This window comes from Aminobacter sp. BE322 (assembly GCF_050433525.1).
GTDB lineage: Bacteria > Pseudomonadota > Alphaproteobacteria > Rhizobiales > Rhizobiaceae > Aminobacter.
On record NZ_JBNPXB010000004.1, the window covers coordinates 131,566 to 145,808 of the forward strand.

Below are 14,243 nucleotides of genomic sequence, written 5' to 3' on the forward strand. Positions count from 1 at the left end.
GGCTACGGTGTCCGGCTTCTTCCGTGAGCGCGGCGACGGCGTCGATCTCTTCGTCAGGCTGACGCCGAGATCGGCGAAGGATGCGGTCGAAGGGGTGGAGACGGCGGCCGACGGGCGCAGCCACCTCGCCGCGCGGGTGCGCGCCGTGCCGGAGAACGGCGCGGCCAATGCGGCGCTGGAGAAGCTGCTCGCCGCGGAACTCGGGCTTCCGAAAAAGTCGGTGTCGGTCGTGGCCGGCGGCACGTCGCGGCTGAAGACCGTGCGGATCGCTGGTCTGGCCAGCGAGCTTGCCGGCAAGCTCGCCGGACTTGCGCAGGCATCCCGCCGAACGGCTGGATAGGAACCGGGCGGCACGCCGCCGACGCGCCTTCTCCGCTCGGCAGAGAAGGCGCGTGTTCGATAGGCCGTATCAGGCCTTGAGCTGCTTGGCGCGCTCGATGGCCTCGACGATCATCTTCTTGGCGTAGGCGGCATCGTGCCAGCCGCCGATCTTGACCCACTTGCCGGGCTCGAGATCCTTGTAGTGCTCGAAGAAGTGCTCGATCTGCTGGAGCGTGATCTCCGGCAGGTCGGTGTGGTTGAAGACGTTCTCGTAGCGGCGGGTCAGCTTCGGCGACGGCACGGCGATGACCTTCTCGTCCTGGCCGGCATTGTCTTCCATGACCAGCACGCCGATCGGGCGAACGTTGATGACGCAGCCGGGGATGAGCTGGCGCGTGTTGCAGACCAGCACGTCGATCGGATCGCCGTCGCCGGAGAGCGTGTGCGGCACGAAGCCGTAATTGCCCGGGTAGGTCATCGGCGTGTAGAGGAAGCGGTCAACGACCAGCGTACCGGCTTCCTTGTCCATCTCGTACTTGATGGGCTGGCCGCCGACGGGCACCTCGACGATCACGTTGACGTCTTCAGGCGGGTTCTTGCCGATCGCGATGGCATCGATGCGCATGAGGGGAAGCTCCAGATTTAAGGTGCCTCCCGATAGCCGCGTTGGGCCGCGCGTGCAATGCAATATTGATTTCGGTCGATTGCGACGAAAGGCGAGGGTGCCTCGCCAGGGTCACTCCCAGACGAAGGCGACCTTCTTCAGCGCCTTCTGGTCGAACACCTCGACGCCTTCGGCGACGTCGCGGCCGCCGGCGCCGGTGTAGAAGGCGAGCGCGTTGTCATTCTCCTCCAGCGCCCAGACCACCATGCCCTTGAGGCCATGGTCGGCGAGCCGCTGGCGTGCCGCGGCGAAGAGGCGGGTGCCGAGGCCGATGCCCTGGCACTCGGGGCGGAGGTAGAGTTCGTAGATCTCGCCCTGCTGCTTCAGCTCGCGTGCGCGGTTGCGGCCGAGCGTGGCATAGCCGGCGATCTTGCCGCCGATCTCGATGACCAGCACGGTCGCGGCGCGTCGGATGGCGTTGGCCCACCACTCGCCGCCGCGACGGTTGATCATGGCCGTCAGCGCGCGGTGCGGGATGATGCCGGCATAGGCGCCGCGCCAGGCCTCGTGATGGACCTCGGCGATGGCATCCGCGTCGCGGGGCTCGGCTTTCCTGATATCGATCGTCAGCGTGTTCATGATTTCTTAACCATAAACCGCGTCGCGATCCTTGCAAAGAGTCGACCGCTGCGGCACCCCCGCTTTCGGGGCTGCGGCTGCGCGTCGCGCCGTGGGTGAGTCCAATTGGACACACCCGGCCGCTGGGCTTGGGCCGGCTTCAGATCTCTACGAGATGGTCGTCCAATTCGTTGGCGTCGCCTTGCTGGACCGGAAAGTGCCGGGCCAGGAGGGTGCCCACGTTGGCGATGGCGGCGACGAAGCCGTCGGCGAGCCGATCGTCGCGCGCATGGCCGATGAGTTCGGCGACGATGCCGTCCCATTGGCCCTGCTCCACCTTGGCGTTGATGCCGGCGTCGGCGATGACCGCGGCGTAGCGCTCGGCGATCGAGACGAAGACGAGAACGCCGGTGCGCGCATTGGTCAGGTGGATGTTGCGGGCATAGAACTGGCGGAGCGCATTGGCGTGCGCTGAGCGCCAGAGCAGGCTGCGCGGCACCAGCCACAGCCTGAGGCCGGGGAACAGCCATATGAGCGCGCAGGCAGCCGCGGCCGCAAGAACCTGGACGATGACGAAGTGCGGCAAGCGCACCGCGATCCACCAGTATTCGAGCGCCGCTGCGGCGGCCAGGCTCACCAGCAGGATCCCCAAGGTGACGGAAAAGGCCGCGGGAAAGAAATAGCCGTCGCTGCGGCGTGCGACGACGCAATAGATCTCGCCCGATGTTTGCGATTCGGCACTGCGGATCGCCGCGGCGATGCGGTCGTGGTCGCCCGGGTTGAGGGTTGGTGCCGTCATCTCGTCCCTACCAGCTTCCCGAGGAGCCGCCGCCGCCCGACGAGCCGCCCCCGCCGGAGAAACCGCCGCCGGACGACCAGCCGCCGCCTCCGCCGCCCGACCAGCCACCGCCGCCCGAGGTCCAGCCGCCGCGCGACGACCGCGAACGTTGAGTGTAGTCGAAGGTCATGCCGAGCCATTCGTAGCGGCCTGGGCCGAGCTTGCGGCCATAGATGCGCGGCAGGATCGACGTTGCAATACCGCCGAAGAAGATCGCGGCCCAGAGCGCGAGGAAGATGAAGAAGATGATCTCGTCTTCGCTCCAGCCCGATAGGGCCGTCTGTTCGTTGCGCCTGGCCCGGGCTTCCAGCTCGGCGCCGTCGCCCTCGATCACCATGATGATGTCGTCGACGGCTTTCGTGATGCCGCCGGAGAAATCGCCGGCGCGGAAGGCCGGCACCATGGTGTTCTCGATGATGAGCTTGGTGTGCAGGTCGGTGAGCGAGCCTTCGAGGCCGTATCCCACCTCGATGCGCATGCGTCGGTCGTTGGGCGCCACGATCAGCAGCACGCCATTGTCCTCGCCGGCCTGGCCGAGCTTCCAGGCGCGGAACAGCCGATTGGCGTAAGGCTCGATCTCCTCGCCGTCGAGGCCGGGTATGGTGGCGACGACGATCTGGTCGGAGGATTTCTGCTCGAAGGCCGCGAGTTTTTGAACCAGCTCCGCCTCGGTCGACGGATCGATGATGTTGGCTTCGTCGACGACGCGGCCGGTGAGGGTGGGGAGTTCGGCGGCGAGGGCGGGGGCTGCGAACAGCAAAAGCAGGAATGCTAGAATCGCAAGGAAGTGCTTGAGCACCCCCCTCTGGCCTGCCGGCCATCTCCCCCGCAAGGGGGGAGATTGGCAGCCTTGGCCGCGGTGCTGGGCCTTCAGTCTTTGTGATGGGCGCAGGCCGTGCGTCCGCGTGATCTCCCCCCTTGCGGGGGAGATGGCCGGCAGGCCAGAGGGGGGTGTCCAGGCGCCCGCTTGCATGTTGATGTCAGCCAAATCGCTGCGACGTCAGCCTGCCCGATCACCCGCCCTGGCTCGTGCCGAAATTCACCTTGGGCGCCTGGAGCTTGTCTTCGGCGACCGTGAAGTTCTGGAACGGCTCGCTGCGGAACCAGAAGGTGTTCCACAGCATGGCCGGGAAGGTCTTGAGCGAGGTGTTGTAGACGCGGACGGTCTCGATGTAGTCGCGGCGGGCGACGGCGATGCGGTTTTCGGTGCCTTCGAGCTGCGCCTGCAGGGCGATGAAGTTCTGGTTGGCCTTGAGGTCGGGATAGTTCTCGACCACGGCGAGCAGCCGCGACAGCGCGCTGGTCAGGCCGGCCTGGTTGTCCTGGAAAGTCTTGAAGGCGTTGGGGTCGGTGAGCGTTTCGGGCGTGACCGTCACCTGGGTGGCTTTGGCGCGGGCTTCGACGACGCCTTCGAGCGTGTCCTTTTCATGCGCGGCATAGCCCTTCACCGTCTCGACCAGGTTGGGGATGAGGTCGGCACGGCGCTGGTACTGGTTCAGGACCTCGCTCCAGGCCGCCTTGGCCTGCTCTTCCTGGGTGGGAATCGTGTTGTAGCCGCAAGCCGACAAGAGCGGCAGGGCGAACAGCATGAAGATGAAAGCTGGAAGGAGGCGGAAGGCGGGAAGTGCCGACGAAGCGCGCATCTGCATGTGAATGTCCTCGACAAAGCAACTGATGGCAAAGCATTATCACAAACGCGTCAGGAGAAAACCGGGCGCAGACGGCAAAGTCGCCGGGAGACATTCGACGATGGCGTCGCCCAGAAACAGCGATGGCGAGAAGGAATCGCGCCGCATCCTCGACCGCGTGGCGCGGGAGAGCGAGGCCGGCGGCGGGGCCTTCGTCAGGCGCAAGGCCGGCGAGATGCGCGACCACCTCGGCGCCGCCGACGTCGACAGGTCCGACCGCATCGAACATATCGGCACGCGCATCGGCCGCATCCTCGGCTTCGTCCTGACCATCGGGCTGATCCTGTGGCTGGTGAATTTTCTGGTGCGGGGCGGATGACCTCATGACCGTTCGGGCCGAACAAGCCGCGCCGCGCGCGGTCATCGTCGTGTCGAGCCATGTGGCGAGGGGATCGGTCGGCAACCGCGCGGCGGTGTTCGCGCTGGAGACGCTCGGCTATCCGGTCTGGGCGGTGCCGACCGTCATCCTGCCCTGGCACCCCGGTCATGGCAGGGCCACCCGCATCGTGCCGCCGACCGAGCAGTTTGCGGCGCTGATGGCCGATCTCGAACGCGCGCCGTGGCTCGGCGAGGTGGCGGCCGTGCTGTCGGGCTATCTCGGCGAAACCGGACAGGTCGAGGCGGTGGCATCGCTGGTCAGGGCCGTGAAGGTGAGGAACGCGCAGGCGCTCTATGTCTGCGATCCCGTCATCGGCGACTCCGGCGGGCTCTACGTCGCCGAGGCGCTGGCCGCGGGTATCCGCGATACGCTTTTGCCGCTGGCCGACATCGCCACCCCCAATCGTTATGAACTGGAATGGCTGACCGGCACCTCGCTCGAGGACATGCGCGCGACGATGTCGGCGGCGCTTGCCGCACCGCCGGCGACGATGCTGGTGACGTCGGCGCCGGCGATGATGGCGAGCGGTACCGGCAACCTGCTGGTGACGGCCTCGCAGGCGATGCTGGCCGAGCACCGCATCGTCGAAAGCCCGCCCAACGGCCTGGGCGACCTGACGGCCGCGGTGTTCCTGGCGCGGCTGCTCGGCGGCCAGCCGATGGCCAAGGCGCTGCAGACGACCACGGCGTCCGTCTACGAAATCCTCGCCCGCACCTCCAGGCGCGGCGGTGACGAACTGCAGCTCGAAACCGATGCGCAGAGCCTGTCGCATCCGATGGCGCAGGTGGAGCTCAGGACGCTCATCCATCCGTCGCGGAGCCGAAAACCCGGTACGGAAACAGGCGCGTGACGGTGGCCGGCGTCGACGGCTGCAAAGCCGGCTGGATCGCGGTGATCCGATCCGACGCCGGCGTGCTGCCCGAGGCCAGGGTGTTCGCCAGTTTCGCGGGGTTGCTCGCCGCGCTGCCGGACGATGCGACCGTCGCCGTCGACATGCCGATCGGCCTTCCCGAGCTTTCGGGAAGGGGCGGTCGCGGGCCGGAGGCACTGGTGAGGCCGTTGCTTGGCGAACGGCAATCGAGCGCTTTTTCGATCCCGTCGCGGGCGGCGGTGCACGCCGATACCGCCGCGTTCACCGATCTCGACGCCTGGTATGCGGCGCACCGGCGGGCAAGCGAGGTCGCGATGCGGACTTCGTCGCCGCCTCGTGGCGTGTCGATCCAGGCCTTCGGCATATTCTCCAAGATCCGCGAGATCGACGCGCTGATGATTGCGCGGCCGGACCTGCGCGGGCGGGTGATCGAATCGCATCCCGAGGTGGCCTTCTGGAGGCTCAACGGCGAGTGCGCGATGAGCCTGCCGAAGAAGATCGGGAGCAGGGTCAACCCTGCCGGCATGGAGGAGCGCAAGGCGCTGCTGGCGCGGGTGGGACACGACCGGGCCTTCCTCGACCGGCCGCCGCCGCGGGGTGCTGCGACCGACGACTTCCTCGACGCCTGCGCGATGATGATGGTTGCCGAGCGCCACCGGCGCGGCGAAACCGGAAGCTTTCCGACCCCACCGCAGCACGATGCCCATGGCATTCCGGTGGCGATATGGGCCTGATCCCGGTTCGAGGAGGAGGCCGTCCGTGAGGACCGTGTCGAGGCTTGTCGCAGCCGCCGCCCTGCTGGTGGCCGCCCTTGCCTCCGCCCAGGGAGGCGATGTCGTGGACCGTTGGTACGAGGCGCTGCTCCAGGCCGACCGGGCGGCGCTCGCCGGCCTGCTTGCCGACAATGCCGAGATCCGTCTCGATGACGTCGGCGTTACCCAGACCAAGGCCGAATTCATTGCGTCGATGGACGAGTGGGAGACGGCCGTGGCGGGCGCCGCCATCCGCCACAAGGTCGAGGCCAGGGACGGCGACGTCACGACCGTGCTCGCCTGCTACGATTTCCCCAGCAACGAAGCGCTGATGCGGGAGACCTTCACCATCAGGGGCGAGCGGGTGGTCGCCAGCACTCAGATTGCGATCGGCGAGGACTGCAACGGCATCTAGAGCGGCGGGCATTCTGACGAATGCCATTGCGCCGCCCAGCTGCTTTTCTTAGCCGCATTTGTGCGACGCCAGACGTTTCCGTCTGGCTGCAAAATGCTCTAGCTGCCGTTGCGCGGAGGCTATTTCAGCCGCGTCAGGATGGACGGTTCGGGCAGTCGGCTCCAGCCCAACCACGACACGATCGCCATCAGGCCCATGCAGGGGATGACGGTGGCAAGTGCCGTCACCGGATCGCCGATCATCGCCGAAATCGTGCCGCCGACGAGGCCCGCGCCCATCTGGAAAAAGCCCATCATCGCGGAAGCCGCGCCGGCATTCTTGGGGAAGGGCGCAAGGGCTGCCGTCATCATCGCCGGCAGGACCATGGCGATGCCGAAGGCATAGATGCCGATTGGGCCCATGACGAGCAGGAAGGTCGGCTCGTACATGCGCAGCAGCACCGCCATCGAGATCGAGCCCAGGGCGACGAAGACCAGGCCGAACGGCACAAGGCGAGCCGCGCCGAAGCGCGGCATCAGCCGGCGCGTGATGAGCGCGCCGAGCATGAAGCTCGCCGTCTGCATCAGCATGCCTATGCCGAACTGGGTCGGCGTCAGGCCAACGCGGTCCATAAGGATGAAGGCCAGCACCGTCGCCTGGGTGTAGATGGCACCCGAAGTGCCGGCGACGACCAGGCTGCACAGGATGAAATAGGGGCTGCGCAGCAGCGACCCGTAGGAGCGGATGAGTGCGCCCGGCCGGATGCGGCTCAGGTCGCGCTGCACCGTCTCGCGCAGGGCAAAGATCGTCACCAGCATGACGACGACGCCGAGCAGCACCATGACGATGAAGATGGCGTGCCAGCCGAAGAGTTCCATCGTCATGCCGCCGAGGGTGGGCGCGATCGCCGGACCGAGCGCCAGAAGGATGCCGATCATGTTCATGATGCGGGCCGAGCGTTCGTGGGTGAAGACGTCGCGGACGACCGCGCGGGATACGGATACGCCTACTGCCGCGCCCACCCCCTGGAGGAAGCGGGCGGCGACCAGCGTCTCGATGTTGGGCGCGACCAGGGCGAGCACACTGGCGGCGAGGTAGATGGCCATGAAGGCAAGCGTGATCGGCCTTCTGCCAAAGCCGTCCGAGAGCGGTCCGCAGACCAGCTGGGCGAAGGCGAAGCCGCCGAAATAGAGCGACAGCGTCATCTTCACCGCCGCCTCGGTGGTGCCGAAGGCGTTGACGATCTCCGGCATGGCCGGTGTGAAGAGGGCAAGCGAGATCGGACCGATGGCGACCATCAGGCCGCCGATCAGCGACACGCGCCGCTCGCTCATGATCGGTTCAGGGGCCGGTTCCACTGCATCGTCCGCGGCGATTTCGGTACGCATGTTCATGCCGCAGCGCTCTCGCCGGACTGTGCCTCGGCCCGGAGCGCGAGCAGGTTTTCGCGCGAAGTCCTGAGGGCGGCGAGAACGCGCTGCCAATCGTCGGGATCGATGCCGCGTGCGGCATCGCTGCGGATGCCGGCGGCGATCGGTTCGATCCGGGCGACCACGCTGGTACCGGCCTCGGTCAGCGTCACCAGCTTGGCGCGGCGGTCGGCCGGGTCGGGCTGGCGCTCGACGTAGCCCTTGCCCTCGAGGCGGTCGATCAGCCCGCTCAGCGTCATCGCCTCGATGCCGAGGCGCTCGGCGAGGGCCGACTGGCGGATCGGGCCGGCGCGGCGAACGTTGAACAGCACCCGGCCTTCGCCGGTCGTGAGCCCGAGCCCTGCCTCGGTGGTGCGGTGATCCATTTCGGCGCGGATCAGCCGGGCGATATCGGTGACGATGAAGCCGAAGGTCTCGGTTTCGCTGCTGGCAGCCATATTAGTAAGCAATCCTTATTATATGGGTTGCTTAGTTTATCGGATGCGGCGCGTCAAGGCGGTTGCGCAGTCCCGGCCGCAGCCCTACATCGGGACGGTCCGCACCGAACGCCAATCAAGGAAGCTGTTCATGTCCGCCACGATCGATCTCGCGCGCCATCCGCTGACCCATTGGACCGGGCCGCTCGGCCTGCCCGACTTCACCAGGATCGAGGACGGCGATTTCGGGCCGGTGTTCGATGCGGCACTTGCCGCGCATGCCGCCGAGGTCGAGGCGATCGCCAACAATCCGGAACCTGCGACCATCGCCAACACGCTCGCGGCGCTGGAGCTGGCGGGCGAGGCGCTCGACCACGTGTCGGCGATCTTCTGGTGCCGCGCCGGCGCCCACACCAACGACGCGATCCAGGCGATGGAGCGCGAGATTTCACCGAAAATGGCCCGCCATTTCTCTGAAATCTCGATGAACGAGAAGCTGTTTGCCCGCATAGACGACCTCTATTCCCGCCGTGCCTCGCTCGGCCTCGATGCCGAGACGCTGAGGGTATTGGAGAAAAGCTGGAAGGGCTTCGTCCGTTCGGGTGCCAAGCTCGACCCCGAGGGCAAGAAGCGGCTGGCGGCCATCAACGAGGAAGCGGCGTCGCTCGGCGCCAGGTTCGGCCAGAACGTGCTTGCCGACGAGAAGGAGTGGGTGTTGTTCCTCGACGAGGGCGACCTCGCCGGCCTGCCGGAGTTCGTGCACGGGGCGATGGCCCAAGCTGCCGAGACGCGCGGCCAAAAGGGCAAATATGCCGTCACCCTTTCGCGCTCGATCTATGAGCCCTTCACCACCTTCTCCGAACGGCGCGACCTGCGCGAGAAGGCGTTCAAGGCGTTTGCCGGACGCGGCGAAACCGGCGGTGCGACCGACAATGGCGGCGTCGTGCGCGAGACGCTTCGCCTGCGCGCCGAGAAGGCGAAGCTCTTGGGCTACGAGAGCTATGCGGCGCTCAAGCTCGACGACACCATGGCCAAGACGCCCAAGGCGGTGATGGAGCTGCTGGAGCCGGTGTGGAACAAGGCGCGCGAGAGGGCGGCTGCCGACGAGGCCGAGCTGCAGCGCCTGGCCGCTAGCGCCGGCAGCAACGACAAGCTGGCCGCCTGGGACTGGCGCTTCTACCAGGAGAAGCTGCGCGCCGAGAAATACGCCTTCGACGAGGCGGAGCTGAAGCCCTACCTCCAGCTCGAACGCATCATCGACGCCTGCTTCGACGTCGCCACCCGCCTGTTCGGCATCACCTTCAAGGAAGTGCCCGGCATCGCCGCCTGGCATCCCGACGTGCGCGTCTTCGAGGTGTTCAACGCCGGCGGCAGCAAGCGCGGCCTGTTCCTGGCCGATTATTTCGCTCGTCCCTCGAAGCGTTCCGGCGCCTGGATGAGCTCGCTGCAGTCGGGCTACAAGCTGGGCCACGGCGCCACGCCGATCATCTACAACATCATGAACTTCGCCAAGCCGAAGGAAGGCGAGGCGGCACTGCTGTCGCTCGACGAAGCCAAGACGCTGTTCCACGAATTCGGCCACGCCCTGCACGGCATGCTGACCGACGTCACCTGGCCGTCGGTCTCGGGCACCTCGGTCAGCCGCGATTTCGTAGAGCTGCCGTCGCAGCTCTACGAGCACTGGCTGACGGTGCCGGCGGTGCTGGAGAAGCACGCGCTGCACTACAAGACCGGCAAGGCGATGCCCAAGGAGCTGCTCGACAAGATGCTGGCGGCCAAGACCTTCGGCGCCGGCTTCGCCACCGTCGAGTTCACCTCCTCGGCGCTGGTCGACATGGCCTATCACGCGCGTCCCGATGCGCCCGCGGAACCCGCCGCGTTCGAGGCGGAGACGCTGGAAAAGCTCGGCATGCCCGAGGCGATCGTCATGCGCCACCGCACGCCGCACTTCCTGCACGTGTTCTCCGGCGAGGGCTATTCGGCCGGCTATTACTCCTACATGTGGTCGGAGGTGCTCGACGCCGACGCCTTCGCGGCCTTCGAGGAAACGGGCGACGCCTTCAACGCCGACATGGCCGAGAAGCTGCGCAAGCACATCTATGCGGCCGGCGGTTCGGCCGATCCGGAAGAGCTCTACAAGGCCTTCCGCGGCAAGATGCCTTCGCCCGAAGCGATGATGGAAAAGCGCGGGCTGAACTGATCCTTGGGTTGGTAGAACGGTGGGAAATTACCCCCACCCCTACCCCTCCCCACAAGGGGGAGGGGAACTTGTCAGCGCCAGAAACGGCGGCCACCCTTCGCGGTTGGGCGATGAGGCCGGCGTCCCCTCCCCCTTGTGGGGAGGGGTAGGGGTGGGGGTATTAATGCCACCAAAAATATTGGCCGGGAGCCGGATAAAAAATGGAATTACCGGCAGCATTGCGGGCGGCGGTGGACCGGACGCTGGAAGGCGTGCCGCTCGCCGAGCTGCAGCGTGCTGCCGACACGTTGTCGCGGCGCTATCGGGCCGAGGTGCGTGACGGCCGCCTGCACCTGTCGGACGAGATGTTCGCCCGCGCCTATCTGGCGACGCGGCTGCCGGCGACCTTTGCGGCCGTCAGGGCGAGCCTCGAAAGCGCTGCCGAACTGATCCCGGATTTTGCGCCAAAGACCCTGCTCGACGTCGGCGCCGGCCCGGGCACGGCGCTTTGGGCGGCCGCCGATTGCTGGCCGTCGCTGGCTTCGGCCCGGATGCTCGAGGCCAGCGCCTCCATCCGGAAGGTCGGCGAATCCCTGTCGGCCCATGCCGGGCTCGAGAGGGTCGAGTGGACGTCGGCCGACGCCAGCAAGGCCATCGAGGCGGGAAAGGCCGATCTGGTGACGCTCGCCTATGTGCTGGACGAACTGTCGCCGGCCGAGGGGCTGGCGCTGGTGGAAAGGCTCTGGGCGGCGACTGACGGCTTGCTGGTCATCGTCGAGCCGGGCACCCCCGCCGGCTGGAAGCGCGTGATGGCCGTACGGGCGCTGCTGATCGAGCGCGGGGCGCGTCTGGTCGCTCCCTGCCCGCATTCAAAACCTTGCCCGCTCGCCGAGCCCGACTGGTGCCATTTCTCGCGCCGCGTGGCCCGTTCGCGCCTGCATCGGCTGACCAAGCGCGGCGACGTGCCGTGGGAGGACGAGAAGTACATCTTCGTCGCGGCCGCCCGCCAGCCGGCCGAATCCTTCGACGCCAGGGTGCTTGCGCCGGCCCGTGGCGGCTCGGGCAAGGTCGACCTCAAGCTTTGCCTGGCCGACGGTTCGGCCGAGCAGCGGCTCCTGACCAAGCGCGACGGCGACCTGTTCAAGCGCGCCCGCCGCGCCGGCTGGGGCGACATCTTGTAGCCTTGCCGGCGCGCATAACCTCAGCCGATTTGTCCGCCCCCCTTTCGCATTTGCGAAAAAACCTGTATGAGCCCGCCAACCCAAAAAGCGGCGCGTCGACAGGCTGTGCCGGCAACGCTCCCGAGTTATCATATGACCCTCCGCAATATCGCGATCATCGCGCACGTCGACCATGGCAAAACCACGCTCGTCGATGCGCTCCTCAAGCAGTCCGGCTCGGTCCGCGACAACCAGCGCGTCGCCGAACGCGTGATGGACTCCAACGATCTCGAAAAGGAACGCGGCATCACCATTCTGGCCAAGGCCACCTCGGTCGAATGGAAGGGCACGCGCATCAACATCGTCGACACCCCCGGCCACGCCGACTTCGGCGGTGAGGTCGAGCGCATCCTGAACATGGTGGACGGCGCCATCGTGCTGGTCGACGCCGCCGAAGGCCCGATGCCGCAGACCAAGTTCGTGGTCGGCAAGGCGCTCAAGGTCGGCCTGAAGCCGATCGTGGCGATCAACAAGATCGACCGTCCGGACGCCCGCCACCAGGAAGTCATCAACGAGGTGTTCGACCTGTTCGCAGCACTCGACGCGACCGACGAGCAGCTCGATTTCCCGATCCTCTACGGTTCGGGCCGCGATGGCTGGATGGCCGCCAATCCGGAAGGTCCGAAGGACCAGGAACTGGCGCCGCTGTTCGACCTCGTGCTCAAGCACGTCGAGGCGCCGAAGGTTGCCGAAGGTCCGTTCCGCATGATCGGCACCATCCTCGAGGCCAACCCGTTCCTCGGCCGCATCATCACCGGCCGCATCGAAGCCGGCACGCTGAAGCCGAACCAGCCGGTCAAGGTGCTGCACCATGACGGCTCGCTGCTGGAAAACGGCCGCGTCACCAAGATCCTCGCCTTCCGCGGCATCGAGCGCCAGCCGATCGAGGAAGCGCATGCGGGCGACATCGTCGCCATCGCCGGCCTGTCGAAGGGCACCGTCGCCGACACCTTCTGCGACCCCTCGATCTCGGTTCCGATGGCAGCCCAGCCGATCGATCCGCCCACCGTCACCATGTCCTTCATCGTCAACGACTCGCCGCTGGCCGGCACCGAAGGCGACAAGGTCACCAGCCGCGTCATCCGCGACCGCCTGCTCAAGGAAGCCGAGGGCAACGTCGCGCTGAAGATCGAGGAATCGGCCGACAAGGATTCGTTCTACGTGTCGGGCCGCGGCGAATTGCAGCTCGCCGTGCTGATCGAGACGATGCGCCGCGAGGGCTTCGAACTCGCCGTGTCGCGCCCGCGCGTCGTCATGCAGAAGGACGAAGCCGGCAACCTGCTCGAGCCGGTCGAGGAAGTGGTCATCGACGTCGACGAGGAGCATGCCGGCGTCGTCGTGCAGAAGATGAGCGAGCGCAAGGCCGAGATGGTCGAGCTGCGTCCCTCCGGCGGCAACCGCCAGCGCCTGGTGTTCCACGCTCCGACGCGCGGCCTGATCGGCTACCAGTCGGAACTTTTGACCGACACGCGCGGCACGGCAGTCATGAACCGCCTGTTCCACTCCTACCAGCCTTACAAGGGCGAGCTGCCCGGCCGCACCAACGGCGTGCTGATCTCCAACGAGCAGGGCGAGGCCGTGGCCTACGCGCTGTGGAACCTGGAAGACCGCGGCCCGATGGTCATCGACGCCGGCGTCAAGGTCTACCAGGGCATGATCATCGGCATCCATAGCCGCGACAACGACCTGGAAGTGAACGTGCTCAAGGGCAAGAAGCTGACCAACATCCGCGCCGCCGGCAAGGACGAGGCAGTCAAGCTGACCCCGCCGATCCGCATGACGCTGGAGCGCGCCCTGGCCTGGATCCAGGACGACGAACTGGTCGAGGTGACGCCGAAGACCATCCGCCTGCGCAAGCTCTATCTCGACCCGAACGAGCGCAAGCGCTTCGAGAAGTCGAAGGGCGCGGCATAAGCCTCGGCTCGGAAGAAATTCGAAAGGGCGCCTCCATCGGAGGCGCCCTTTTCATTTGCGGATCCGCTTCGCCTACATCTGGATGATGGGCGCGACCTCGATCGAGCCGCCGGCATCGAGGATCGGGCAGCCTTTGGCGATGCGCGCGGCATCGGCCGGATCCCTCGCGTCGATGACCGAATAGCCGCTCGCGGGATTGGCGCCGCCGTCATTGGCGACCGAACCGCCCGGCGAGACCGTCTGCGACTTGCCGACCGGCGCGCCGCCGTCGACGACGGCAGCGCCTAGGCCGGCGAACCAGTCCGTCCAGGCTTTCATCACCCGGGCGCCTTCTTCCTCGGACTGCGGCATCGAGCCGCCGTGATAGACGTAGAGAAACTTGGTCATGACCTGCCTCCCTGGCGCCGTCATGCCGGGTCTTCCGGCATCCGCCGGCGCAGCGCAACCATCCGCCCGAAGCGAGTCACGGACAAGCCCGGATTGTGCGCGTCGTGCAAATTCAGACGGGCAAGGCGTGCCGGCTTCCGCGCGGCAGACGGGGCGGTGCGATTCGCGAATCGGGTGATTGCGACCACTGGCGGGGGCGGCCGCAGCTATCGCGGCGCGATCCTGACGCTTT

16 protein-coding genes are annotated in these 14,243 nt (G+C 66.8%); 8 read left to right on the forward strand and 8 right to left on the reverse strand.

Annotated elements, in window-relative coordinates:
- Window positions 1-7: 7 nt before the first annotated feature.
- Window positions 8-340, forward strand: coding sequence for a DUF167 family protein (locus J2X50_RS08725; protein WP_429093985.1), 333 nt, complete (start codon window positions 8-10; stop codon window positions 338-340).
- A gap of 69 nt (window positions 341-409) precedes the next feature.
- Here J2X50_RS08725 and ppa read toward each other — a convergent pair whose 3' ends face one another.
- The 5 genes from ppa to J2X50_RS08750 all read right to left on the reverse strand — a co-directional run bounded on the left by ppa (window position 410) and on the right by J2X50_RS08750 (window position 4,030).
- Window positions 410-946 carry an inorganic diphosphatase gene (gene ppa / locus J2X50_RS08730; RefSeq protein WP_429093987.1) on the reverse strand — a complete coding sequence of 179 codons (537 nt, stop codon included), beginning with the start codon at window positions 944-946 and terminating at the stop codon, window positions 410-412.
- Between the two features lie 111 nt (window positions 947-1,057).
- Window positions 1,058-1,564: a GNAT family N-acetyltransferase gene (locus tag J2X50_RS08735; protein ID WP_347966317.1), complete on the reverse strand. Its 507-nt coding sequence runs from the start codon at window positions 1,562-1,564 to the stop codon at window positions 1,058-1,060.
- A 139-nt stretch (window positions 1,565-1,703) separates the two neighbouring features.
- The gene (locus tag J2X50_RS08740) at window positions 1,704-2,342 is read right to left on the reverse strand and encodes a TPM domain-containing protein (protein WP_429093990.1); all 639 of its coding nucleotides are present in this window, start codon (window positions 2,340-2,342) and stop codon (window positions 1,704-1,706) included.
- A gap of 7 nt (window positions 2,343-2,349) precedes the next feature.
- Window positions 2,350-3,213, reverse strand: coding sequence for a TPM domain-containing protein (locus J2X50_RS08745; RefSeq protein WP_429093991.1), 864 nt, complete (start codon window positions 3,211-3,213; stop codon window positions 2,350-2,352).
- Between the two features lie 181 nt (window positions 3,214-3,394).
- Window positions 3,395-4,030 carry a LemA family protein gene (locus J2X50_RS08750; RefSeq protein WP_429093993.1) on the reverse strand — a complete coding sequence of 212 codons (636 nt, stop codon included), beginning with the start codon at window positions 4,028-4,030 and terminating at the stop codon, window positions 3,395-3,397.
- A gap of 100 nt (window positions 4,031-4,130) precedes the next feature.
- On the opposite strand from J2X50_RS08750, the gene J2X50_RS08755 reads away from it, so the two are divergent.
- From J2X50_RS08755 to J2X50_RS08770, 4 genes are read left to right on the forward strand one after another with little or no spacing between them, the layout of a single operon-like run.
- The gene (locus tag J2X50_RS08755) at window positions 4,131-4,388 is read left to right on the forward strand and encodes a hypothetical protein (RefSeq protein WP_429093995.1); all 258 of its coding nucleotides are present in this window, start codon (window positions 4,131-4,133) and stop codon (window positions 4,386-4,388) included.
- Between the two features lie 4 nt (window positions 4,389-4,392).
- On the forward strand, window positions 4,393-5,298 hold the full coding sequence (gene pdxY / locus J2X50_RS08760; protein ID WP_429093997.1) for a pyridoxal kinase PdxY: 906 nt from the start codon (window positions 4,393-4,395) through the stop codon (window positions 5,296-5,298).
- The gene (locus J2X50_RS08765) at window positions 5,295-6,053 is read left to right on the forward strand and encodes a DUF429 domain-containing protein (protein WP_429093998.1); all 759 of its coding nucleotides are present in this window, start codon (window positions 5,295-5,297) and stop codon (window positions 6,051-6,053) included. Before pdxY ends, J2X50_RS08765 begins: the two co-directional genes overlap by 4 nt.
- Before the next feature lie 25 nt (window positions 6,054-6,078).
- On the forward strand, window positions 6,079-6,486 hold the full coding sequence (locus tag J2X50_RS08770; protein ID WP_429094000.1) for a nuclear transport factor 2 family protein: 408 nt from the start codon (window positions 6,079-6,081) through the stop codon (window positions 6,484-6,486).
- 119 nt (window positions 6,487-6,605) lie between these two features.
- Here the strand turns inward: J2X50_RS08770 and J2X50_RS08775 are convergent, their stop codons facing one another.
- Window positions 6,606-7,859, reverse strand: a complete 1,254-nt coding sequence (locus J2X50_RS08775) for a multidrug effflux MFS transporter (RefSeq protein ID WP_429094002.1) — start codon at window positions 7,857-7,859, stop codon at window positions 6,606-6,608.
- Complete coding sequence (locus J2X50_RS08780; RefSeq protein ID WP_429094003.1) at window positions 7,856-8,332, reverse strand: MarR family winged helix-turn-helix transcriptional regulator; 477 nt, start codon at window positions 8,330-8,332, stop codon at window positions 7,856-7,858. The genes J2X50_RS08775 and J2X50_RS08780 overlap by 4 nt, the downstream gene beginning before the upstream one ends.
- Before the next feature lie 130 nt (window positions 8,333-8,462).
- Between J2X50_RS08780 and J2X50_RS08785 the strand changes: the two genes are divergently transcribed.
- From J2X50_RS08785 to typA, 3 genes are all read left to right on the forward strand, one after another.
- Window positions 8,463-10,511, forward strand: coding sequence for a M3 family metallopeptidase (locus J2X50_RS08785; protein ID WP_429094005.1), 2,049 nt, complete (start codon window positions 8,463-8,465; stop codon window positions 10,509-10,511).
- Window positions 10,512-10,711: 200 nt separating this feature from the next.
- On the forward strand, window positions 10,712-11,671 hold the full coding sequence (locus J2X50_RS08790; RefSeq protein ID WP_429094006.1) for a small ribosomal subunit Rsm22 family protein: 960 nt from the start codon (window positions 10,712-10,714) through the stop codon (window positions 11,669-11,671).
- Window positions 11,672-11,803: 132 nt separating this feature from the next.
- The gene (typA, locus tag J2X50_RS08795; RefSeq protein WP_429094008.1) at window positions 11,804-13,624 is read left to right on the forward strand and encodes a translational GTPase TypA; all 1,821 of its coding nucleotides are present in this window, start codon (window positions 11,804-11,806) and stop codon (window positions 13,622-13,624) included.
- Between the two features lie 72 nt (window positions 13,625-13,696).
- Here typA and J2X50_RS08800 read toward each other — a convergent pair whose 3' ends face one another.
- Window positions 13,697-14,011 carry a YciI family protein gene (locus tag J2X50_RS08800; RefSeq protein ID WP_429094010.1) on the reverse strand — a complete coding sequence of 105 codons (315 nt, stop codon included), beginning with the start codon at window positions 14,009-14,011 and terminating at the stop codon, window positions 13,697-13,699.
- Window positions 14,012-14,243: the final 232 nt, after the last annotated feature.

Coding starts and splice junctions, on each gene's coding strand:
- J2X50_RS08790 (WP_429094006.1), top strand. CDS start 10,712: ATGGAATTACCGGCAGCATTGCGGGCGGCGGTGGACCGGACGCTGGAA.
- typA (WP_429094008.1), top strand. CDS start 11,804: ATGACCCTCCGCAATATCGCGATCATCGCGCACGTCGACCATGGCAAA.
- J2X50_RS08780 (WP_429094003.1), bottom strand. CDS start 8,332: ATGGCTGCCAGCAGCGAAACCGAGACCTTCGGCTTCATCGTCACCGAT.
- J2X50_RS08750 (WP_429093993.1), bottom strand. CDS start 4,030: ATGCAGATGCGCGCTTCGTCGGCACTTCCCGCCTTCCGCCTCCTTCCA.
- J2X50_RS08800 (WP_429094010.1), bottom strand. CDS start 14,011: ATGACCAAGTTTCTCTACGTCTATCACGGCGGCTCGATGCCGCAGTCC.
- pdxY (WP_429093997.1), top strand. CDS start 4,393: ATGACCGTTCGGGCCGAACAAGCCGCGCCGCGCGCGGTCATCGTCGTG.
- J2X50_RS08755 (WP_429093995.1), top strand. CDS start 4,131: ATGGCGTCGCCCAGAAACAGCGATGGCGAGAAGGAATCGCGCCGCATC.
- ppa (WP_429093987.1), bottom strand. CDS start 946: ATGCGCATCGATGCCATCGCGATCGGCAAGAACCCGCCTGAAGACGTC.
- J2X50_RS08740 (WP_429093990.1), bottom strand. CDS start 2,342: ATGACGGCACCAACCCTCAACCCGGGCGACCACGACCGCATCGCCGCG.
- J2X50_RS08785 (WP_429094005.1), top strand. CDS start 8,463: ATGTCCGCCACGATCGATCTCGCGCGCCATCCGCTGACCCATTGGACC.
- J2X50_RS08775 (WP_429094002.1), bottom strand. CDS start 7,859: ATGAACATGCGTACCGAAATCGCCGCGGACGATGCAGTGGAACCGGCC.
- J2X50_RS08735 (WP_347966317.1), bottom strand. CDS start 1,564: ATGAACACGCTGACGATCGATATCAGGAAAGCCGAGCCCCGCGACGCG.